This is a genomic window from Pedobacter sp. A2324, from assembly GCF_059693705.1.
Genome location: NZ_JCASSK010000001.1, coordinates 864,967 through 888,815, shown reverse-complemented (window position 1 = coordinate 888,815; position 23,849 = coordinate 864,967). Strand labels below are relative to the sequence as shown.

Genomic DNA, 23,849 nt, shown 5'->3' with positions numbered 1-23,849 from the left:
TTTAGTTTCTGCGTGCGGCTACTTAAAATCCGGAACAGGCAGCAAATACCCTCCAAATAGAATGTAAGCCCATAATAGTGTCCAGAAGATATTGAAAATCTGCGCAACTACAAAAGTCAATGCCGGCTTACCCCCCTGCAGTTTTACCAGCGATGAAAACTTAGCTTCCATCCCTATAGAAATAAAGGCAATCGCAAACCAGATGGTTCGAAGGCCATTCAGTGTGGGTGCCACACTCTTCGCTGTTTCTACTGACAGCAAAAAAGAAAATATAAGCGATGCGACTATGAAACCCAGAACGAATTTTGGGAAACGCTCCCACACTACTTTTAATCCGGGGCGCTCTACTTTGATGGATGCTGCAAGCGCTCCGTTGTTCTTCGGTTTTTTATAGGCCCACCAGATCGCAATAAAAAAAGCCGCAACACCAATAAACACATTTTGCGAGAATTTGGCAATCACACCAGCCTTCACCGCTACCGGACCAACCAGATCTCCGGCTGCAGTAACTGTAGCGGTAGTATCTAAAGTCCCCCCTAACCAGGCCCCTCCGATCACTTCCGGAATATGAAAGTATTTCACCGCCCAGGGCAGTATCACCATCATTGGAATGGCCATAATGAGTACCAGTGTAGTCACGTAGGATAACTTACGCTTGTCGCCGTTAATTACACCCGCAGCTACGATAGCAGCAGAAACCCCGCAAATGGAAACTGCCGAAGCCAGAATGATCCCGAACTCATCGTCGACTTTCAGTTTCCGGCTTAACCAAAGCGAAAAGAACCATACTGCACTGACCACAATTACGGCCTGGATTACGCCCGGTAGGCCCGCTTTGATCAAATCTGCAGAAAGAATAGTTGTTCCCAGGATTACCAATCCGGTTTTGATGTAAAACTCTGACCGCACGGCTTCTTTCAGCCAGGCTGGTAAGGAAATCAGGTTACCCAACATAATACCAATAAGCAGGGCAAAAACCACGTATTCCAAACCATAGTAGGCTACATTTTTGTTTCCTCCAATGATGAAGGAAACAGTGGCCAACAGGTAAACCAACAGAAAACCTGCAGAAAAGCGTAACACATTTCCTCCTGAAAGAAATATCGCAAAGCCCGCCAGCACCAGAAAAATAACACCTGTTTCCAATATAAGGAGCAAATTTGCCGGTGAAAGGATTTTTTCGAAAAGATCGGTCTGGCTACTCCATTTGTAGGCGGGCAAGCTGATAGTGGTTCCGTTTTGGGTTAAATAAAGTACTACCCCTATAATGATAAACCCAAGAATAACCGCCCACCAGTCTTCGGTAATGGACTGAAAAAAGGTTTTCTTATCTGGTACAATCCCCGAATCTGTAAGTGCCGCTGATTGGTCTATAGCAGTGTTCTCTGTTGACATGTGATTTGTTTTTATCTGATTTTAATGTTAAAAATATCTTTTAAGGCAGCTTTAGCTGCGTGGTACCCGCACATTCCATGCACGCCCCCACCCGGAGGCGTTGAGGATGAGCAGAGGTACAATCCTTTTTTGGAAGTTTTATAGGGCGATAAGCGCAATGCCGGACGGGTAAAGAGCTGACCGATATCCAGTATCCCGCCGTTGATGTCGCCACCAACATAATTGGGGTTATACGTTTCGAGTTGATTGGTATTAAAGGTATGCCGCCCGATAATTCTGTCCCTGAATCCTGGTGCAAACCGTTCTACCTGTGCCTCAATTGCGTTTGTCATATCCTGCGTTGAACCATTGGGAACATGGCAATAAGCCCAGCCTGTTTGCTTGCCCTCCGGTGCCCGTGAGGCATCAAAAAGACTTTGCTGTGCCAGTAGCACAAAAGGTTTTTCAGACTGCCTTCCCCGGCTGGTTTGCCATTCACCCTGGGCAATTTCCTCAAAAGTATTACCCAGGTGTAAAGTGCCGGCCTGCCGGCATGCTTCGGCGGTAAATGGTATAGGTCCATCCAGTGCCCAGTCGATTTTGAATACACCCATTCCATACCTGTAGCGCTCCAGCTGCCATTTGTAAATCGAAGAAAATTCGTGTCCGGCAATTTTTAACAACTGCTTGGGGGTGATATCAAATAACACAACATGTGAACCAGGCAACTGGGCGAGCGAAGAAATATATGTTCCGGTTTCAATTTTACCGCCAATCGACTTAAAATAACCTGCCAGCGCATTGGCGATAGCAACCGACCCACCCTTTGGAATGGGCCAGCCCTGTAAATGACCTGTAGTCATTAACACCAGACCAATGGCTGTAGTACTCAGATTGGTTAATGGCTGAATGGAATGTGCTGCCATCCCGCCAAAAAGACCGCGGGCATGTTTACCTTTAAACCGCTTCACAAAATGGCTGGCGCTGGTTAATCCCTTTAACCCAAAACCTGCCATCTCCAGCGGATGCTCCGGGAAATGCAGGGGTCCAAGGGCATCTTTATCAATCAGTGGCCAGGTATGGCTGAGTGATTGCATCAGTCTGGTGTATTCTGCAGCATCTACCCCGAGATACTCAGCTGTGGCGGCTATTGACTGATCAAGTACGGCCACACTTCCGTCGTCGAACGGATGTGCTGCAGAACGCGGCGGATGGATATACTGCAAACCATGTTCAGCAAGGGGCAGTGTTTTAAAAAAAGGAGAAGCCAGCGCCATCGGATGAATAGCTGAGCACACATCATGCGTGAAACCGGGCAGGGTGAGTTCCCTGGAGGCAAGCCCACCACCGATATCATCTTTACCCTCTATAATCAGTACCGACAAGCCTTGCTGCTGCATTAAAATTGCCGCCGCAAGGCCATTCGGTCCCGATCCCACCACTACCGCATCATAATCACGCTTTTCGAGTTTCATCTGCTTTATTTTAAAGATTCGGGCTTAAATAATACCGAACCGTCTTGTTTAATTTGCCAGGCTGTAACCGGATTCATATGATAGCCACCAATATTTGGTCCCCTAGCCTCAATTAACTGTTTCAAAGTGGGCTGAAGGTATCCTGTTTCATCGGTCACCCGGCTCAGTATTTCCGTAGCCTCACCATTCCAGTTCCAGTCGAACCGGAAATAAGTATGGGCCTTGCTCAAAACCGGTTCCTGGAGCACGGCTTTCTGCCAGCTTTCTCCCTTATCGGTGCTTACCTCAACCTGGTCTACCTTCCCCCTGCCGCTCCACGCAATCCCACGGATCTGCACGTAACCCCTGGCAACTCTTGCCGGGTACGACGGATAAGTGATGATGGAACGAGCATCCAGCTCAAAGCTAAACATTCTTATTTTATCCTTTACCGGATATGTATATTTTGAAGTTTCCTCTCTGGTCATGTATGGTTCCTCAGAAAGTTTGAGTCTGCGCAGCCACTTGATATTCATATTCCCTTCAAATCCGGGGAGTAATAAACGCATGGGGTAACCTTGCTCCGGCCGGATGGCCTCGCCATTTTGCGCGTATACAATCATCGCATCATCCCATGCTTTTGCAAGCGGTATGGTTCGGGTCATCACTGCTGCATCCGAACCCTCAGCCAGAAACCACCTCGCCTGCGGATCGATCCCGACTTCATTAAACAGCACCGACAACATTACCCCTGTCCACTCACTCTGACTGGTAAGTCCAAGGATATCCTGAGGGGTCATTTCTTCTTTTCCCGTCCTGAAATTTCCGGCACACTCAATAAAACAGGTCCGGGTAACCGATGGGAATTTTTTCAAATCAGCCAGCGTAAATTTCATTGCCGTACCAACCAGGCCATGTATCAGCAACTCGTGTTTTGCCGGATCAATTGTCGGAACACCGGCATGGTGGCGTTCAAAATGCAAATCGGCGGGCGTAATGGTACTGTGCAAATCCTGCAATGGTGTGCGTGAAGATATATCTGAAGGCTTCTTAACCGGGTTTTCAAAAGGCGATCGTTTTCCAAGGGTACCTGGCCCGGGGCCGGGTACTTTGGTCGGATCATCGGCAAGCCCGGCCCTTCGCGCTTTCGAATCTTCGAATGCCAGCAAGTCGCCCACCGGCAATACCGCAGCAGCGAGCACCCCCCCAAGTAAAGTCCTTCTGCTGATCTTCCCTGTTTGCTGTTTTATCTTTTCCTTTCCTGCCATTTACCTGATCTCCTTTCCGCCGGTTCTATTATCCATCACAAACATTTTTCTGGCAGGCATCACAATTTGAGGGAGGTTGACGGCATCCATCACCACCGTTTGCCCGATAATTTTGTTGGCATGCAACAGGTAAGCACTTAAAGCGTAAACCTCATCATTGCTCAGTGAGCCTGGAAGATTGTAAGGCATGGCCCGCCGGATGTAGTCGAAAAGCGTTGTGGCATATGGCCAATAGTTGCCGATGGTTTTTTCCCTGCCGCTACTTAGGGAATCACTTACCAGTGCTCCGCCCAACAGCTTGACTCCCGGAGTTTCCTTGCCCCCGGCGCCATGGCATAGTGCACATTTTTTAACGAAAATGAGCCGTCCTGTTTTCACATCACCCTTCCCTGCCGGCAAGCCCTTGCCGTCTGGCCTCACGTCGATATCCCAGGCAGCGATTTCAGCTTTTCCTGCTGTGCGGCCGAAGCCAAACTTTAGCATCCGCTTCAAACTATCCGCTGGCGTAGCATAGCGGAACTGCGCAACTGAACTTTCGTTGACGGCACAACACATCGCCAGCGATACAAAACAGAACATGATCATTACTTTTCTCATCTCTTAGTATTTCCCTGCGTTTAAATCGCTTTTCGACAGCACATATTTTCTTTCATAGCGGTTTAACACCACATAAATAGAATCGCTGTTTTCATTTTTTCCATAAAGGATTATGCTCGAACCATCTGTAGTCTGATATTTTAACACCATCCGGTTTCTTTTCAAATCCCGTGGCTTTTCTGCAAATTCCCTGTCGCGCCGGGTAGACCATGCCCATCGATCGATCATTTTATTCTCATCACCAATGTGCTTCCAGGCGCTCTGGCTGATCCAGTTTACAGAAGAACTATCCTTATTCCCTGAAGTATCTGCCGTTTTTACATTTCGCAGCGCCATCACATTCTTATCCTGAAGGTATAGTACCTTATCCAGCGTGTCAGCATAATAGTGGAAAGCCCGTTGTCCACCTGCAACCCCGCTAATTTCAAAAGTACGCTGAATATCACGCATCGGGCTCCCCCCACCGTTAGAGGGGTCGACTAGTACAGGGCGGTTGACCCTAAAAGTCAGGGTACTCCAGTTTTCAAAAGTGGCTTCCTGCCATCGCGTCGAGTCGAGCGGGCTGTAGGGAATATCCACGCCATTAATTTTGAATTCGCTTATACGGTAGTTTCCACGAAGATTCCTGACGCCTGCAGTTGCAGGTTGTTTATACGGATCATATTTAAAATTGATGATCTCGGTGTAAGTCATTACCCCAAAAAAGATAACAAAGGTAAGTACCTTCAATCCAATTCTGGTGTACTTCAATAGTGGCTTCCTGAAATCCGGGTAAATCCTGAAGGGAACCGTGTACCTCTCTAAAATCAGCAGGTTATAAAGTTTAGGAAAATCGTCGGCTGCGAGGAATAGCCCGAGTACAACGAAATAAAAAGCATATACATGTACACCACCATCGTAAGCATAATTTACAAAAGTGATATCTCCGAGTGCTGCAATCAGCAGTATGGCACCAAAGGTGGTGGTTTTCCGGAAGAAAAGCAGCGCACCCGCCAGAATCTCCACAACGCCTCCAAAAACCTGATACCATGGAACAATACCTACCGAAAGCCAGTAAATTTTCTGGGCAGTGAAATCTCCGAAATTGGTATTTAAAAGTCCCAGTGAGGGAAAAGGCATCTGCGTTGGAAACAGCTTGGTAAAACCAAAACCAATGATGCCGATCCCTGCACGGTAGCGCACTACAACCCTGATCCAGTAGTATAGTATGGGATAGGATTTTGATCTCCGATCAAATGCCGACCAGATCAGGGCACCGATTAATCCAATAAGCAAAGCTATCCCCCAATCAATATAGTCAATTAGAAATCCCCTTTTCGGTGGCATACCCGTAGCAGTCTGGTTAGCAGATTTCTCTTTTTTCAATTCTGCAGGCTCACCCTTCTGACCGGTTTTCTTTTTCTTAGCCTCATGATCATTTGCTCCTGGAGCATCCGTAATATCACGGTTTCGTTTACCACTGAATAAGGAAACGAAAGCCGGCTGAAAACGTGCAATATCATAAAGATCGCGGTAATGCGGCCGCGTCCAGTCTAAGGTAAAAAGATTTTTATACCAGTTAGATGAAAATGGAATGCACATGGCCAGCATAAAAATGAAAAGCACCCTGAAGCCAAAACGTTTTGGCCCTGACCATGGTCCCGGAGGAGCCAGCTTCACCTGGGTTGCTGTAGCTGTATTCTGTTGTATATCCTCAGACATATTATTTTTTTTTGCGTTGTGGTTAAAGTTTCAGGGTTTTTCTTCGCCCAAGTTTAACCGGATATTTTTTATGGAGCCTGACTAATGTTACCGCTATTGAATCTCCGATTTCGTTTTGTCCGGATAAAATAATGGTTGCCGTGTCTGGCCTGCTGAAATTAAAGCGTAGCTTCTCCTGCAGATAATGGCTGTTTTTATTTTCAAGCAAAAGTTGATTTTTGAGGGTATCCAAGGTATAAGCGTAATAGTGCCTTCCGCCAGAACCTGCCAGCTCGTAGTTCCGGCTTTTATCATCCGAAAGAATTTGCTCATAATTGGCAGAATCGGTGATTACAGTACGCGGGGAACGGATACTGATCGTTGCCCACTTTTCGAAAACTACATCCTGCCAGCGCGAAGTATTTGAGGGGTCATATGGAATGACTTTTCCATTCAGCTTAAACTCAGTTACATTGTAAATACCTGCCGACCTGGCCAGTCCCGCTTTGCGGGGAAACTGATAAGGATCTCTACGCAGGCCAAAATAGGTTTTCAGACCGTAGAAGAACACAAAGAAAATCAGGACAAATGCCTTTGCCACCAGGCGCAATGACTTCATTGCAGGCCTGAACGCCGGTTGATATAAATTCGGTTGAGTAGGAAGCTCCAGAGAAATGAGGCGATAAATTCGTTGTGCATCGAACCACAACACAAAAACCGCAAAGCTGACGAGGTAAGAAGCGTAAACATATTCCCCACCACCATAGCCCAGATTGGAGATGAACACGTTACCGGTAAAAATCAAAATGATGATGGCCCCGATAGAAGCGGTTTTACGGAAAAGCAGGAGTAAGCCCGCTACAATTTCCACGCCTCCTAAAAAAGATTCGTAACCCGGAACAATCCCCAGGCTCATGGAAAAAATTTTCCATTCAGAGAAATCTCCATAGGCCGTGTTCAGATTGCTGATTGACGGAAAGGGCGCCTGCATTGGAAATAATTTCAGGAAACCATAACCAATAATTCCGATAGCGAGCCTGTAGCGGACAATTGCCCTTAGCCAGTAATAAAGTTCATTATAGTTGTAGTTTTCTTTTTTCTGTTTCGACCATAAAAAAGCACCTGCAGCTGAAAATATGGCAAGGATGATCCAGTTTAAAAAACTATCTGCCCCCGGAATAAATTTCGCCGATAGCCGGCTAATGTTAAAAATATCTCCATAACGGATATGGAACCAGTTGAAACCAAAAACGATATGGAAAAAATCGACACTTAATGGAAGGGACTGAAGAATGAAGTAGATAAAAAAGAACCTGAAAAATCCCTTTTCAGTGACGGTCCATCCACTTTCGTTGCTTATACTATTGTTATTCATCGCCATTTTATCAAAAAAATATGAATGTCTGTTTATCGGTTTTTAGGGTTTGCCCGCAGCGGCAGTGGTTAACCGTTTCTCTTTAACCACCTGCCTTTTAGATAAATCATATTTTTGTCCGGCGCGCAGAAAAAAGAAGGGCCCGCTGGAAGCGGTAAAGTCCTCGCTTCCATTAACCACATGCTTGTTTTCGCTGCTGATGATGGTTTGATAATCATATATTGCGGCTACCGAACGTCCTAAAACCTGAAGGCTATCGCCTTGCACAAGCACCGCAGTGGCCTCATCAAGCCCGATCCCAATAAAGTCAGGTGCGCTTCGAATAAAATTCACAATATCAAACTGGCGGTTACGAACCAGCAAATGCTGATCGATTGCCGAAAACTTAAGGAAGCCAAGTCCTTGTGTATGATCGCCCACCAAAAACTGAGCACCCTTCGTGTCGCCGCGCCACAGGAAAGAACCGAGAATAGATGCGCCCGCCGAACTTCCGGCAATTATACCTCCCCTGTTCAACACATCAATAAATGCCTGATGGCTCAAGGTGTTGAGGTAAGAATCGGCAATCCGCCATTGCCTGCCCCCCTGGAAATAAACTGCTGTAGCTTTCTGGAGTGGTGCAATAAACTTTTCGCTGTTTGCCTCTTTCAGGTCATTGGTATGAAACAGGGTAACATTCCTGATCCCGGTCTGGCGCTTTACTTCCTCTACCCCTTTTTGATCGTAAGCCGCAGAATCCCCGCCGGCAGTGGTCACCACCACTACAACCGCTTTTTCCTTTCCGCCGGCAAGCGCTGTAAATTTATCCCATATGTCGCGCTGACTGCCTACGTTACCTCCAATAATCAAAAGACTTCCCTTTTCCGGACCATGCCGGGTAACGGATTGCTTCACCGTTATTGGAGAACGCTGCCCAAAAACAACTGGATTAATTGCAAGTACTGCGAATAGTAGTATAATTAATTTTTTCATGATTAATATCCGGGATTACGGTTCGAACCGGCAAGCTGCGGGTCAACCAGGGTTTCGTTATAAGGTATAGGGAACAGATACAGGTGTTTGTCGGGCAGGCCTAAAAGTGTTTGTGCCCTGTCAGTCCGCACCAGATTAAACCAGCGGTCGGCTTCAAACGGAAACTCCACCTGGCGTTCTTTTTCAATGGCCAGCAGGATATCTGCCTGTGTAGCGGCCGTGCTGGCGGTAACAGCAGCCCTCGCCCTTACGGCATTCAAATCGCTGATGGCGCTGTTTGTACCTGTAAGGTTACCTTGATAGGCCCTGGCCTCTGCACGGATCAGGTAAAGTTCTGAAATGCGGATTACATAAGCCGGGTCGGTACCTAAAGGGGTACGATAGTAAAGTTTTCCATACCATAAATTCCCAGGAGCGGCTGTTTGTGCAATCAACGCACTGCGATTGCCTCCTATGGCCGGGTTGTTCAATAAAGCAACCAATGCATCGTTAGGAGACCATTCTCTTCTGCCACCTAAAGCTGGTGGCAGCCACCAGTTGCTATGTCCGTTGGTATTAGAAGTGGTGTAGGCCAGCTCCAGAACGGATTCGCTCGTGGTAACGGCACTGTTGGCAAAAAAAGCACTATATGGCGTTACCAGGGCATAATTTGAAATATCGCCAATCACCGAAGTGGCAAATTGCTCTGCAAGTGCCCAATTTTTCTGGTACAGGTAAAATCTGGCTTTAAGTGCCTGAACGGTTTTTAAGCTTACCCGGTTTCTGTTTACCGCAACAGGAACAAGCCCTTCAGCTGCATTAAGGTCCTTCAATACCTGGGCATAAGTATCTGCGAGGCTACTGCGTGGAATATCTGAATTGTCTGTAGAAGCATTGGTGGGTTTTAGGATAAGTTGAACACCACCCCATCCTCTGGCCAGATCGAAATAGGCCAGGGCCCGCACAAAGTAAGCTTCACCCAGATACTGGTTTTTTAATGTGTTCGTTAACAAGGGATCGCCCACAGCCGGAACTTTATCGATAATGTGATTGGCCTGTGATATCGTTTTATAAATCGCGGTCCATGCCGACTGCACATAGCCATTGGTGGCCGAAGTGAGGTGCTTGGTAATTTCATTAGGGTCAGATTGAGATCCGGACCACTGAATATCTCCTGCCGACAGATATGACAGTGCCGGGAAGTTGGAGCCGTAATAGCTGTTACTGGCCAGGAGGTTAAAAAGCCCGTTTGCCGCTGTTGATGCTGTGCCTGCATTGATAATGGCCTGCTCCTGGTCAACCTGTAATTGTGGCTGTGTTTCGAGGAATTTTTTGCAGGATGAAAGCAGCAGAACGGAAGCGAAGAGGTATATAATCTTTTTCATTTTGTAATTGCTTAGGAATTAAAAGGTGATATTTGCGCCCAACTGAAAAGTTCTCGGCATTGGAGGCGTGCCTAAATCGTAGCCCAGAACAGTGGCCGACGATGAAACATTGATCTCCGGATCCGGACCTTTATATTTTGTCCATAAAGCCAGGTTCGAGCCGCTGGCATAAACCCTTACCGCCGACATCCGGGCTTTTTTGATAAAAGCTTTGGGCAGGTTGTAGCCCAGTGTGATGTTGCTTAAGCGGATGAAAGAACCATCTTCGATATTTCTGCTGGTTGGACTTAACGTATAGTTCTGGCCATAGGCAGTAAGACGTGGCAGATCAGTTATGTCGCCAGGCTTCTGCCACCGGCTCAGCTGATAAATATCCATTGCCCTGTTGGCATCGCGGGTACCCCCACCTTCCAGAAAATAATTATTGTTGTTATACACTTTATTTCCGTACACGAAATTGAAAAACACCGACAAATCGAATCCTTGATAGCTGAAGTTGTTGGTGATCCCGCCGCTAAACTTTGGCAACGCATTCCCTGCAGGCACCAGGTCATTCGAATTGATCACGCCGTTTTTGTCAGCATCCTCGTAAACCGAATTACCGGTTTGCGGATCGACATAAAGCTGGTTATAAACAAAGAAAGTATACATCGATAAGCCTTGAACCATTCTCTGGGCAGCATAGGCAGCTACCACAGGTGTTGGCAGCTTTTCAATTTTATTAATGTTTCTGGAGATGTTGAAGTTGGTATTCCACTTCAGTTTATTGTCGATATTGGTGCTGCTGATGTTCAGCTCAAGCCCTTTGTTGCTCATTTCCCCGGCGTTCGTTAAGATTGAGGAGAAGCCTTTGCTGGATGCCAACGGAAGATTGAGCAAAAGATTACTGGTGTATTTTTCGTAAACATCTCCGCTAATGGTCAGGCGGTCTTTAAAAAGGCTTAAATCAAGTCCGATATTCGTTTGACGCGTACTTTCCCATTTTAAGTCAGGATTAGCAAGCTGTGAAGGGGTAGTTCCGGGATTGTTCAGGTAGTTTGCACCGGCACCCCAAAGGCCACGCGAAGCAAAATCATTAATGCCGTTCTGATTTCCCGTGATACCAATGCTTCCACGAAGTTTTAAGTCGCTAATAAAGGTTACATCTTTCAGGAAGTTTTCTCCTTTAACCCTCCAGGCCAAACCGCCCGATGGGAAATAGCCCCATTGATGGTTGGTACCGAAACGGGATGAGCCGTCGCCACGAATACTAAACACCGCATAGTACTTGCCATTGTAGTTGTAGTTTAGCCGGGCAAAGAATGAAGAAAGCTTATATTTTGATTCCTGAGCGGAAGAGGTAGTGGTTGCGGCAGAAGCAATCTGCTGGAATGAATCGTTAGGGTAATTCGTTCCGGTGGCCAGTACCTGATTGGTTACCGAACCTTGCAGCGAGTTACCAATTAAAGCACCAAAAGCATGCTTTCCAAACGTATGATTATAATTTAAAGTTTGCTCGTTTGTCCAGATGGTATTATTGCTTACACTGTTCGAACCCAGGTTTTTATTGGCAATGCCCAGGTTAGTGAGGCTGTTCCAGTACTGATATTCGTTATACTGGTTATAATCCACACTCCAGCTGGTTTTGAATGTCAGGTCTTTAAAAATCTTCACCTCGCCATATACATTGCTGATTAAGCGGTTACTGGTACTGTTCATATTGGTATTCGCCAGCAGAATGTCGAGGTTATCAAATCCTGCCCATTTTCCTGGTGTGCCGTCGGCATTTACCTCGGGCAGGTAAGTTGGTGTGTGCAGGGCCGACTGGAGAATACCGCCCTGAGGACCATCCCCTACCCGGGCATTGGTGCGGTAGGTTTGCGTAATGATATTGCTTGTACCAATGGTAATGCGGTCGCCGATTTTCTGATCCAGATTGATTTTAAAACTGCCACGGCGAAAGTCGTTCGTTTTGAGTGTTGCCTCCTGCTTATTGAGGCCCCCACCGATGTAATAAGTGGTTTTATCATTTCCACCTGATACCGATGCATCATAATTCTGCAGAAATCCGGTGCGGAAGGCTTTGCTTAAACGGTCGTATGTTTTTTGATCCTGAGGCAAGCCCCGGGGTGCTGGTGAAGCACCAGGGTTATCTGTCAATGCCCTGAAAGGCTGAAAGCGATAGGTGGTAACCGGTGCTGTACCGGTAGCGGCTGCCGCTGCAATGGCATCAGCGTTCGAATTCCGGTAGAATTCATTGATCAGCTCTGCATGCTGAGGTCCTGTTACCAGCTCCCACAGCTTAGGATTTTTAGCGAAACCTATATAGGTATTCAGGCTTACTTTCGGTCCGGTGTTATATTTACCACGTTTGGTGGTAATCACAATCACGCCGTTTGCCGCCCGCGCACCATAAATTGCCGTGGCATCAGCATCTTTAAGTACCGTTACATTCTCAATGTCCTCCGGATTGATGTCGGATAGCGGATTATTGGCCTGTCCCTGGGTAGTAATGCGTTGAAGGGAACTGTTATTGACATAAACGCCGTCTATCACATAAAGCGGATCGTTACTGGCATTGATAGAAGTTGTTCCCCTGATTCGGATAAACAGTCCATCACCCGGAATACCGGTGGATGTACTTACCTGTAATCCGGGTGCCTTACCCTGTAGCTGTTCTGCAAAAGTTGCGGTTGGTTTATTTCTCACTTCATCAACTGCGATTGTGGAGACAGAACCGGTTAATGATTTTCGGGTCTGCGTGCCATATCCAACCACCACCACGTCGTTTAACTGACTACTGGTTTCCTTAAGCATAATGGTTACCGGACTCTGGTTTACCACAATTTCTTTGGTTTGATAACCGATGTAGCTTAAAATTAAGGTATAGGGAAGCTTTTGTCCGGTAACAAATACAAACTTTCCATCTCCATCTGTGGATACTGAGTGCGTAACGCCTTTAATCCGTACCACCACACCCGGAAGGGGTTGCCTGGTTAAAGAATCCTTAACGATCCCCTGGAGGTTGGAATTGATTATTGGCGGCGGTTCTACCTGGGCAGATGCACCTGCGGTAATAAGCAGAAGAAGAAAAACAAGGCTCGACCGTATAAAATACTTTTTCTTATGGAGAAATATGTCCATATTTAACTGGGTTTTATGTTAATGATTCGGTTCATTGGCTGAAAACTGGAGGATATCAACGCGTGATTGGCGTTACAGAGTTGATATTCCTGAGCAACCGGCAAGGCTTCCTTGCCGGTTATTTTATGAGGTGTTTTAACACATATGTTTAAATTGAGATAGGACTGGTTGGAAAATATCTTGATTTGGAATTATGGCTACCTACAACAGGGAATCAATTTCGGGGAAGAGATAAGATGATTCAAGATCCTGTAATCAAATAACTTAAATGCTTTTAGCAGTGGTGGTAATGCTTTGTTCATGATGAAGCAAACATAGAAAATTAAATTTAATCTACCAAAACCATAGATTATATATTTATTTAATAAAATTTACCAGGACCCTTATCATAGAAATCCTTTATTCACGATGCCACATGTTTGCTCAGCAGATAACCGGCGAATAAGCCTGAATAGATTCACCAAAACAATTTGCGGTTTTTTGTATTTATAGGGGTATGATAATGAAGAGATTCCCGAGTCCGGTTATAGCCGGATTATTTTTGATTGTACTTTCTGCGCTACTGTTCATGTTTGAAGGTTGTAAAAGAAGTCGTTCGGATATTGGTGCCCTGGTGGCAAAAGAAAGCGGAAATAAAGTTTTTAAAGAAATTGATGCGGAGGTTTTTGCAGAAAATCTGAAAGCCGCTATCACAGCAGACAAAAGCTTACGCAATCCGGATTTCACCGCAGCGCTATATGCTGCCAAAGATTATGAACCGGTTTTAACCATGAAGTTCCTGGCTGACAGCAGCATCAAAAAAGCCGCACTCCGTATTGCCGGGGTATCGGCCCACGGTCTGCCCGTGGAAATGTTCAGACTGGAAAAACTAAATGGCTTCATTAGTAAAATCTACGATAAGGAATCAGTTAAAAATGTAGACGAAGCTTATGCTGTATTGGTGGGACTGGAAATCGCTGCTGCTTCAAGCCTTACAGATTATGCAAATGCCATGCAGTTTGGTGTCATCTCCCCACGACGCATTTATGCACAATATTATACCTCAACAAAAAGACCAGATTCAGTGAGCTTTACAAAAGTATTTGAAACCAAAGACCTGGACGCTTTTCTGGATAGCATACAACCCAAAGATAAGGCTTATTTATTGATGCAGGCTGCCTTAGCAGATAAGCAGACCGCCCCGGGTTTTTCGGCAGAAGAAACAGCCCGCATCCTCAAAGTAAACCTGGAACGCATGCGCTGGAAAAACAGACCCACACAGGATAAATATGTATTTGTGAACATACCTGATTTTTCTCTTCAGGTGATCAACCAGAACCGTGTTGAGCTTGCGATGAAGGTTTGTGTAGGTGAAGGTCGTAACGATAACGCCGCTGTTGCCCTCACTGAATATGATGAAAATGACCTGAAAAAAGACAGGCCATTTAACCGCGAAACCCCACAGCTGAGCAGTGAAATCCACAGTGTTCAGGTGAACCCGGTTTGGAATATACCCGAAAGCATCGCTACAAACGAGATAAGCGTACAGGCTGCAAAAGACCGCTACTACCTTGCTAACAATAATATCGATGTGTTTTACAATGGAAAAAAAGTTGATGATCCGGAAACGATCGACTGGTCGGCTGCCGGAGTAGGAAAAACTTATACCTTTAAACAACGTCCGGGAGATGATAACTCCCTTGGTAAAATCAAGTTTCTTTTTGATAACCAGAGCAGCGTTTATCTGCACGATACTCCCGCGAAAGCCGCTTTTTCACTACCGGTTCGGGCGGTGAGCCACGGATGCGTGCGGGTTGAAAAACCACTCGAACTGGCGCAGGCATTATTTGGTAGTGGCAGCAAATTTGAAAAAATTAAAACAGAGATGGCTAGCAAAACACCAAAAGCAGAAAATCTCTCACTGGATAAAAAAGTACCTGTTTACCTGAGCTATCAAACCTGCTGGATGGATGCAGGAACAGGAAAGCTCAGGTTCGCAAGAGATATTTATGGACTTGATGCGGTGCTTTTCACCTATTTAGGACGCCTTTAACAGGCTTAATCCACCGTAGCTGAAGCATAAGTATAATCACTAACATGTTCAGGGAGGTTCGCGTAAACTGCAGCCTCCTTTTCATTTAAATAGCTGGAGTGATATTGCTGATCAGATTTATTGATGAAAAGCACACTTCCTGATCCAAGCGTGTTAATGAGCTGATCAGAAAGCTCTGGCGACACCGCCGGGCAGCCCTGACTACGACCCAGGCGGCCAAGCGCAGCAATGGTTCCTTCACTCACATAATCCGCACCGTGGATGACAATTGAACGCAAACGTGCATTGTCGTTAAACCCCGGATCCATACCTTCCAACCGCAACGAGCGACCATGTTTACCTACATATTGTTCTCCGGTAAGGTAAAAACCAATACTGCTGCTAAAAGAATCATTTTGATTGGAGAATTTTACAGCATTATCTTCCCCACTACGCTGCCCGTGGGCAACCCAGGTATTGAGCACAATACTATCTTTTTCCAGGTCGATCACATATAAACGCTTTTTGGTACTCAGCTGGTCAAAGTCGGCAATAGTAAGCAATGAATTGTGTGCAGCCTTCGCATCTTTACCCAGATTGTAATAACCCGTTAAGGCCTTTTCAAATACTGGAAACGCTAGTCCGGCCTGCTGGAGGTGTGCGGCATCATATACATGCTTCGCATAGCTTTCATAGGCTTTTTCAAGCGGCATGGCCTTACTGTTGATTTTGTTTTCGTCTTTGCGACTGCTGCCTTTATAAGCAGTAAACAATAGTGAAGAAACTAGAATAAATAAACCTGACAATCCTAAAACGTATTTTCTCATAAATGATTGATTTGATTAGGTAGGTTTTTTTCAATAGGCGATTAGTAATTTATTTGTTACAAATATAACCAAAAGATATTTCCCCTACAAATCACGAGGCTAAAGATTGCATAAATGTGATGATTATGCCCGCGGCTGGTCATCAATCCACTCCTTATAAAAAGGAACTTCCCGTTCGTATTTCTGGCATATTTACCCACTGTTTACCCAGTGCTTACCCAGTGCTCACCCAGTGGTTACCCAGTCAGCAACTGTGCAAGGATTGGGTAAGTTTTGTGTAATATTCTTATAGGTTTTGCATAAGATACTGATTATGATTATCTTCAATAAAAAACAATATTATGGGAAAACTAAAAAATGGAATCCTAAATGGATTTTCGGGAAAAATTGGCCCTGTTGAGGGCTATCAAACTGGTGAGGAATATTTCATCCGCGCAAAGCGCAGGCCGAGGACGAAATTCACGCCGAAGGAATTGTTGAGCCAGGCTAAGTTTAAAATGGTTCGTACTTACCTTTCACCTTTTATTGACGTGCTGAGGGTTGGCTTCGCTGGTTATTATACCAAGACAGGTGGCTTCAGAGGGGCAATCTCTTACACAATGAAAGAAGGGGTTCAACAAAATGCAGATGGCTTTTTTATTGACCCACAGCGGATAAAGATTAGCGGCGGTATACTTGCACCAGCAGTAAATCCCCAGGTTGAAATCGGAGCTGGTAAAGAAGTGAGCATTAGCTGGGAACAATCGAACACCGGATGGCAACACAGAGGTGATCAGCTGATGGTTTTAGTGTATGATGCAATTTCAGGGGTAGTTGATAAAAGAATTTTCGACGGTGCTTACCGGCAAGCGGGCGAATTCAAAATGATACCTAAGGTAAAGTTGCACAATAAAGAGGTGGATATTTATATTGGTTTTCTGGCTGCCGATCGGAGTGCTCAATCTGACAGCCAGTATTTAGGGCGGTTTATGCTTTAACCATTAAATGACGTGATGAACAGCCTTAGTCTACTCCACCTATGATGCCAAGATCTGCCAGCTTGGCATCTGCCTTTTCTGCAGTGGAAAAGGGCACGTCTGTGTATTGCAACATCATTTGTTCTGCCAGTTCTACCATTTTTGTTGACCCCACGAAGATGGGAACACGCTGGTGTACTTCTGTTGGCTGGATGTCGAGAATACGTTCAAAACCTGTGGAAGCCTTCCCTCCTGCCTGTTCAATGATGAACGCCATTGGATTACACTCGTAAAGTAATCTGAGTTTGCCTTCCGGTGACCGGGCTGTTGTTGGATAAATGTAGATTCCGCCGTTGATTAAACTTCTGTGGATATCGCCAACCATCGAGCCGATATAACGGGAAGTATAAGGACGGTTTGATGCTTCATCTTCCACCTGGCAGTACTTGATGTATTTTTTTACGCCCTCAGGGAAGTGTACATAATTGCCTTCGTTAATGGAATAGGTGGCACCTGTTTCAGGTATGGTCATTTCCGGATGGGATAAACAGAATTCACCTATGGAAGGATCGAGGGTAAAACCATTAACGCCTTTTCCTGTAGTGTAAACCAGCATAGTCGAAGATCCGTAGATGATGTAACCCGCAGCGACCTGTTCGGTACCTTTCTGCAGCACATCGGAAATACTTGCCCTGCCTTCCAGTGACTTTCGCCTGTAGATAGAAAACACGGTGCCTACGGCCACATTCACATCTGTGTTGGATGAACCGTCCATCGGATCGATACATACAATGTATTTGGCGTTCTGTGAAACCGGCGATTCGATATGAATGATTTCTTCTTCTTCTTCAGAGGCAATAATGCAGCATTCTCCACCACTGGTAAGCGCAGCAATGAATTGCTGATCGGCATAAACATCCAGTTTCTTTTGTTTTTCACCCTGAATGTTAGTGGTTCCGATGTGGCCGAGTATATCCACCAATCCTGCTTTATTGATTTCCCGGTTTACGATTTTGGCGGCAATCGCAATGTCGCGGAGAAGCCTGGAAAGTTCTCCCTTTGCATAAGGGAAATCTGCTTGTTTTTCTATGATAAATTGTCCTAGTGTTTTAACGCCACAAACCATACTTAGTGTAATTTTTACATTATCTACCCGATAACTCTATTACTTCTAAGGTATGAATATTTTCATCAGTTATACAAAAACGGATCAACGTTCTTACTTTATGCCAGCCGTGTTTTCCCGCTGCGCCCGGGTTTATGTGGAGGCATTTAATTTTTTCATCGTACATCACCTTCAGAATATGCGAGTGTCCGGTAATGAATAATTTCGGCGGCTTAGTGTATATTTCAGGTTTAACGAAATTAGAATAACGTCCCGGGTATCCGCCAATATGTGTCATCCATACGTCTACAGCCTCACAGCTAAATCGATTTTGTTCAGGAAAGGCTTGTCTGATGTCTGCTGTATCAATGTTTCCGAACACCCCGCGCAAAGGTTTAAAGGCTGCAAGGGGTTCGGCAACATTAGGCCCGAAATCACCTGCGTGCCATATCTCATCCACAGCATCAAAATGCTTAAATACCGCTTCATCGAGGTATCCGTGAGTATCTGATATTAAACCTATTTTTTTCATTTTTAAATTTGAAGATAACGGATTTTACTGAAAACCGTTCTGGTTTTTTTGTTTAAATGATCCGTAAATAAATGGCATATCTGAAGTGTGCCGTTTTTATTTTTATCATTTTACTGTTATACTGCTCAGACAATATTGTACAATCTTGACATGGATTGCAGATTGATTTTCCGTTAATAAGCAAGAAAAAAATCCTTCAATACCTCTTGATAAGCCAGGGTGTGTTGTCTTGGTCCATCGTAAATAAAAAAGTCAGTTTCCACTAATTCACTGGCTTTTTTGCCAAAACAGATGATTTGCCTGAATGCCGGTTTCGTTTCATCGGAACGGAGGTTTAACCTACTGGTGAGAAATATGTCATAGTCAATCGCAATGGCGGCTACTTCAGCAGCCTGTTTCACCGGCAACACCAACCAGAATAAACCATCATCTGCCAGAAGCTTACTAATTTTATGAACCAGTGCGGCAAAGAAAACCGAATCAGTATGCCGCGCAATTTCCTTACGCTTTTCCTCACTTTTCATATCATTTACAAAAAACGGAGGGTTGGATACAATCAAATCAAATTTTCCGGCTTCAGTATAGGATTCAATTGCCACGTGGTTACTGTTTAAACGATCAGCAAAAATGGAGTTCCTGAAGTTTTGCGCCGCCGTTTCACTGGCTTGCTGATCGATTTCTACCGCCTCCACGTCGGCAGTGGGAAAGCGTTGTGCCAGCATAAGCGCGATTACCCCGGTACCCGTGCCAATATCCAAAATACGTCGGGGCGATCTGTGGGACGCAATGGCACCGAGTAGTACGCCATCGGTGTTGATTTTCATGGCGCAACCCGACTGGTTAACCTCAAATTGTTTAAACTTAAAGCTGCTCATGTACTGCTGACTTTAGAAGGGGTAAGTGAGTTATGAAACGTGGGCTATTTGAAACTGACGACCGGATTTGACTAAGCTTCATATAGTTCTAAAGGTAATCCATCCGGATCGGCGAAAAAAGTAAATCTTTTACCAGTAAACTCATCTACCCGGATGGCTTCAGTAATAATACCATGACCATTTAATCTTGAGATTTCTTCTTCAATGTCGGCCGCTTCGAAGGCTAAATGACGCAATCCCTGTGCCTCAGGCCGCGAAGGGCGTGCCGGCGGGTTTTCGAAAGAAAAAAGCTCAATCTGATAAATGCCATTTACTGCAAGATCTAACTTCCAGGATTTCCGCTCTGCCCTGTAAGCCTCAGAAACGACTGTAAAGCCTAATTTATTGACATAAAAATCTTTCGATATTTCATAGCTGGAACAGATGATGGCAAGGTGATGAATTCGAAGGAACATAGTTTTATCTGGTTTTGAATAAATGAAGGATCGAATCGATTAAGGATTGAATGAATGTGTGAATGATTGAATGAGTGAATTATGAAGCAAAGTTGCAGAAAAAAGCCTAAATTTGCGCTTTCAAAAAAAAAGCATGATTCATTTCTTCCTTAGTCAATCGCAGGCGGTTTTTGTAGTTCAAACAGACAAAACGCTTTCTCCAGATGATATTACTAAACTTGAATGGTTATTTGGCGGTGCCAAAATCTCGCAGGAAACAGCTTTAAGTGGCTTTTTCGTTGGACCAAGAGCGGCCATGATTACACCATGGAGTACCAATGCTGTGGAGATTACACAAAACATGGACATGCAGGGACTGATCAGAATTGAAGAATTTAAAGCAGTAGCCGAAGATTTTTCTGATTACGACCCGATGCTTTCACAAAAATATGACAAACTTGATCAGAAAGTGTTCAGCATCAACATCAAACCTGAGCCCATTCTTGAGATCAGCGACATTGCAGCATTTAATAAACAAGAAGGTTTATCGTTAAGCGATGAAGAAGTTGAGTATCTGGATTCCCTTGCGAAACGATTAGAAAGACCTTTAACAGACTCAGAAGTTTTTGGCTTTTCGCAGGTAAACTCTGAGCATTGCCGCCATAAAATTTTTAACGGTAAATTTGTGATTGATGGTGTAGAACAACCTACATCATTGTTTAAACTGATCCGCAAAACATCCGAAGAAAACCCCAATGATATTGTATCGGCCTATAAAGACAATGTAGCTTTTATCAAAGGTCCGAAAGTGGAGCAGTTTGCACCGAAGCGTGCCGATGTTCCGGAATACTATGCTACAAGTGAATTTGATTCGGTCATTTCCATTAAAGCCGAAACCCATAACTTCCCAACTACTGTTGAGCCTTTTAATGGCGCAGCAACTGGTTCAGGCGGTGAAATCAGAGACCGGTTAGCGGGTGGACAAGGTTCTTTGCCATTGGCAGGAACTGCAGTTTACATGACTGCCCTTTCCCGTCTGGAAGACAATCGTGAGTGGGAAAAAGGCGTTGAAGAACGCGAGTGGTTATATCAGACACCAATGGATATCCTGATCAAGGCCTCTAACGGCGCAACGGATTTCGGAAATAAATTCGGTCAGCCGTTAATCACCGGCTCAGTGTTAACATTTGAGCACGAAGAGCAATCGCGCAGGTTGGGTTACGATAAAGTAATTATGCTTGCCGGTGGTATCGGTTATGGTAAAGCCAGTCAGGCACAAAAACAAAAACCACAGGAAGGCGATAATATCGTTATCCTGGGTGGAGAAAACTATAGAATCGGAATGGGTGGAGCAGCAGTTTCATCTGCAGATACGGGTCAGCATGGTTCGGGTATTGAATTAAATGCGATTCAGCGTTCTAATCCGGAAATGCAGAAACGTGCAGCAAATGCAGTTCGCGGAATGGTAGAAAGTGAAGAAAACTTTATCGTTTCCATCCACGATCACGGTGCGGGTGGTCACCTGAACTGTTTATCGGAGCTGGTAGAAGAAACCGGTGGATTAATCAATCTGGATAAACTTCCGGTAGGCGACCCTACCCTTTCGGCAAAAGAAATTATCGGAAACGAATCTCAGGAAAGAATGGGATTGGTTATTGGAAATGAACATATCGAAACCTTACAAAAAATTGCAGATCGCGAGCGCTCACCAATGTACACGGTTGGTAAGGTAACCGGTGATCATCGTTTTACTTTCAAATCGGAAACAACTGGTGTTAAACCAATGGATTTAGAGCTGAAAGACATGTTCGGCAGTTCTCCGAAAATTGTGATGGAAGATCATACAGTTGACCGCGGTTATGAAGCGGTTGCTTATGATTCAGCACAATTGAATACCTATTTAGAGCAGGTATTGCAACTGGAAGCGGTGGCATCTAAAGACTGGTTAACCAATAAGGTTGATCGTTGTGTAGGTGGCCGCGTGGCAAAACAACAAACTGCAGGCCCTTTACAATTGCCTTTGAACAACTGTGGTGTAATGGCTTTAGATTTTCAGGGTAAAGAAGGTATTGCCACTTCAGTAGGTCACGCGCCACTTTCGGCTTTGATTGATCCTGCTGCCGGTAGCCGCAATGCCATTGCTGAATCTCTGTCAAATATTGTTTGGGCACCTTTAAAAGACGGCTTGAAAAGTGTTTCGCTTTCAGCCAACTGGATGTGGGCCTGTAAAAACGAAGGCGAAGATGCCCGTTTATATGCAGCGGTTAAAGCCTGCTCGGATTTCGCCATTGACTTGGGAATCAACATCCCAACGGGAAAAGATTCACTGTCGATGAAACAGAAGTATAAAGATGGCGATGTCATTGCGCCGGGAACCGTAATTATTTCTGCTGCCGGTAACTGTAACGATATTACAAAAGTGGTGGAGCCGGTATTACAAAAAGACGGTGGTTCCATTTATTATATCAACCTGTCTAATGATACTTATAAATTAGGAGGATCATCATTTGCCCAGATTTTAAATAAAATCGGTACTGAAACTCCTGATGTTAAAGATGCTGCCAAATTATCTAAAGCATTCAATGCACTTCAGCAGTTAATAAAGGATGGAAAAATTGATGCAGGACATGATGTTGGTAGCGGTGGTTTAATTACTACCCTGTTGGAAATGTGTTTTGCGGACCGTAATTTAGGTGCAGCCATTGATTTAACATCCTTGGCAGAGCAGGATATCATTAAATTATTATTCGCGGAGAACATTGCAATTGTTTTCCAGGCTGATGATGCTGTAGCGGATGCATTAAGCCAGGCTGGTGTTGACTTCCATAAAATTGGTACAGTTACGAGTGAAGCTAAGCTGAGTGTTAAAAATGGAACGACCGACCTGAGTTTTGACATTGATCACCTGCGTGATATCTGGTTTAAAACTTCTTACTTGTTAGACAGCAGACAAACTGGAAATGGTTTGGCTAAAGAACGTTACGACAACTATAAAAATCAGGTTTTAAAATATAATTTCCCTAATCAGTTTGATGGAAAGAAACCGGTTATAGATGCTTCAAAACCAAGACCTAAAGCGGCGATTATCCGTGAAAAAGGAAGTAACTCTGAACGTGAATTGGCGAATGCCATGTACTTAGCTGGTTTTGATGTAAAAGATGTACACATGACCGATTTAATTACCGGCAGGGAAACACTTGAAGATATTCAGTTTATCGGAGCAGTCGGCGGTTTTTCTAACTCTGACGTATTGGGATCGGCAAAGGGATGGGCTGGTGCCTTCCTTTATAATGATAAAGCCAGGGTTGCACTGGAGAAATTCTTTGCACGCGAAGATACTTTATCAGTGGGTATCTGTAATGGCTGCCAGTTATTTGTGGAGCTTGGCCTGATTAACAAAAACCATGATGCTAAACCGAAGATGTTACACAACAAGAGTGGTAAGCACGAAAGTATATTTACCTCGTTAACGTTACAGGAAAACAATTCGGTGATGTTGTCGACTTTAGCTGGTAGCACACTGGGTGTTTGGGTATCACATGGTGAAGGAAGATTTTCTTTACCTTATGCCGAAGACCAGTATAAGATTGTAGCTAAATACGCTTACGAAGGTTATCCTGCCAGTCCGAATGGTTCTGATTACAACACTGCTATGATGTGTGATGAAAGCGGTCGTCACCTGGTGATGATGCCACACATTGAGCGTTCATTATTCCAGTGGCACTGGGCAAACTATCCGGCAGGCCGTAAAGATGAGGTTTCGCCATGGATGGAAGCTTTTGTGAATGCGAGGAAATGGATTGAAAAAAAATAAAATGTAGTTGTCGTCATTGCGAGGCACAAAGCAATCTATATAATGATCTTATCTGATCCTTCGAAAAAGATTGCTTCGTGCCTCGCAA

17 protein-coding genes are annotated in these 23,849 nt (G+C 44.8%); 3 read left to right on the top strand and 14 right to left on the bottom strand.

Annotated elements, in window-relative coordinates; translation table 11 throughout:
* Window positions 1-18: 18 nt before the first annotated feature.
* From AC570I_RS03785 to AC570I_RS03745, 9 genes are read right to left on the bottom strand one after another with little or no spacing between them, the layout of a single operon-like run.
* Window positions 19-1,395 carry a YeiH family protein gene (locus AC570I_RS03785; RefSeq protein ID WP_497404404.1) on the bottom strand — a complete coding sequence of 459 codons (1,377 nt, stop codon included), beginning with the start codon at window positions 1,393-1,395 and terminating at the stop codon, window positions 19-21.
* Between the two features lie 11 nt (window positions 1,396-1,406).
* Window positions 1,407-2,849 (bottom strand): phytoene desaturase family protein, encoded by a 1,443-nt coding sequence (locus tag AC570I_RS03780; RefSeq protein ID WP_497404403.1) that lies wholly within the window; start codon window positions 2,847-2,849, stop codon window positions 1,407-1,409.
* A gap of 5 nt (window positions 2,850-2,854) precedes the next feature.
* A complete protein-coding gene (gene soxC, locus AC570I_RS03775) occupies window positions 2,855-4,096 on the bottom strand; it encodes a sulfite dehydrogenase (protein ID WP_497404402.1) in 1,242 nt (413 codons plus the stop codon).
* The gene (locus AC570I_RS03770; protein ID WP_497404401.1) at window positions 4,097-4,693 is read right to left on the bottom strand and encodes a c-type cytochrome; all 597 of its coding nucleotides are present in this window, start codon (window positions 4,691-4,693) and stop codon (window positions 4,097-4,099) included.
* A 3-nt stretch (window positions 4,694-4,696) separates the two neighbouring features.
* The gene (locus AC570I_RS03765; protein ID WP_497404400.1) at window positions 4,697-6,394 is read right to left on the bottom strand and encodes an MFS transporter; all 1,698 of its coding nucleotides are present in this window, start codon (window positions 6,392-6,394) and stop codon (window positions 4,697-4,699) included.
* 22 nt (window positions 6,395-6,416) lie between these two features.
* Window positions 6,417-7,748: a DoxX family protein gene (locus AC570I_RS03760; RefSeq protein WP_497404399.1), complete on the bottom strand. Its 1,332-nt coding sequence runs from the start codon at window positions 7,746-7,748 to the stop codon at window positions 6,417-6,419.
* 42 nt (window positions 7,749-7,790) lie between these two features.
* Window positions 7,791-8,720 (bottom strand): cyanophycinase, encoded by a 930-nt coding sequence (locus AC570I_RS03755; RefSeq protein ID WP_497404398.1) that lies wholly within the window; start codon window positions 8,718-8,720, stop codon window positions 7,791-7,793.
* Between the two features lie 2 nt (window positions 8,721-8,722).
* Entirely contained in the window at window positions 8,723-10,084 is a 1,362-nt protein-coding gene (locus tag AC570I_RS03750; protein WP_497404397.1) for a RagB/SusD family nutrient uptake outer membrane protein, read from the bottom strand.
* Window positions 10,085-10,102: 18 nt separating this feature from the next.
* Window positions 10,103-13,207 carry a SusC/RagA family TonB-linked outer membrane protein gene (locus AC570I_RS03745; protein ID WP_497404396.1) on the bottom strand — a complete coding sequence of 1,035 codons (3,105 nt, stop codon included), beginning with the start codon at window positions 13,205-13,207 and terminating at the stop codon, window positions 10,103-10,105.
* A 502-nt stretch (window positions 13,208-13,709) separates the two neighbouring features.
* On the opposite strand from AC570I_RS03745, the gene AC570I_RS03740 reads away from it, so the two are divergent.
* A complete protein-coding gene (locus AC570I_RS03740; RefSeq protein ID WP_497404395.1) occupies window positions 13,710-15,239 on the top strand; it encodes a L,D-transpeptidase family protein in 1,530 nt (509 codons plus the stop codon).
* 5 nt (window positions 15,240-15,244) lie between these two features.
* On the opposite strand, the gene AC570I_RS03735 is transcribed toward AC570I_RS03740, so the two are convergent.
* Window positions 15,245-16,045: a murein L,D-transpeptidase catalytic domain family protein gene (locus AC570I_RS03735; RefSeq protein WP_497404394.1), complete on the bottom strand. Its 801-nt coding sequence runs from the start codon at window positions 16,043-16,045 to the stop codon at window positions 15,245-15,247.
* Between the two features lie 341 nt (window positions 16,046-16,386).
* Between AC570I_RS03735 and AC570I_RS03730 the strand changes: the two genes are divergently transcribed.
* Window positions 16,387-17,022 (top strand): DUF6266 family protein, encoded by a 636-nt coding sequence (locus tag AC570I_RS03730; protein ID WP_497404393.1) that lies wholly within the window; start codon window positions 16,387-16,389, stop codon window positions 17,020-17,022.
* 25 nt (window positions 17,023-17,047) lie between these two features.
* On the opposite strand, the gene fbp is transcribed toward AC570I_RS03730, so the two are convergent.
* From fbp to gloA2, 4 genes are all read right to left on the bottom strand, one after another.
* On the bottom strand, window positions 17,048-18,127 hold the full coding sequence (fbp, locus tag AC570I_RS03725; protein ID WP_497404392.1) for a class 1 fructose-bisphosphatase: 1,080 nt from the start codon (window positions 18,125-18,127) through the stop codon (window positions 17,048-17,050).
* A 19-nt stretch (window positions 18,128-18,146) separates the two neighbouring features.
* Complete coding sequence (locus tag AC570I_RS03720) at window positions 18,147-18,638, bottom strand: metallophosphoesterase family protein (RefSeq protein ID WP_497404391.1); 492 nt, start codon at window positions 18,636-18,638, stop codon at window positions 18,147-18,149.
* Window positions 18,639-18,811: 173 nt separating this feature from the next.
* Complete coding sequence (locus AC570I_RS03715; RefSeq protein ID WP_497404390.1) at window positions 18,812-19,513, bottom strand: tRNA1(Val) (adenine(37)-N6)-methyltransferase; 702 nt, start codon at window positions 19,511-19,513, stop codon at window positions 18,812-18,814.
* Window positions 19,514-19,584: 71 nt separating this feature from the next.
* The gene (gloA2, locus tag AC570I_RS03710; RefSeq protein ID WP_497404389.1) at window positions 19,585-19,968 is read right to left on the bottom strand and encodes an SMU1112c/YaeR family gloxylase I-like metalloprotein; all 384 of its coding nucleotides are present in this window, start codon (window positions 19,966-19,968) and stop codon (window positions 19,585-19,587) included.
* Window positions 19,969-20,101: 133 nt separating this feature from the next.
* Here gloA2 and purL point away from each other — a divergent pair, with 133 nt between their 5' ends.
* The gene (gene purL, locus AC570I_RS03705) at window positions 20,102-23,761 is read left to right on the top strand and encodes a phosphoribosylformylglycinamidine synthase (protein WP_497404388.1); all 3,660 of its coding nucleotides are present in this window, start codon (window positions 20,102-20,104) and stop codon (window positions 23,759-23,761) included.
* The last annotated feature ends 88 nt before the right edge of the window (window positions 23,762-23,849 follow it).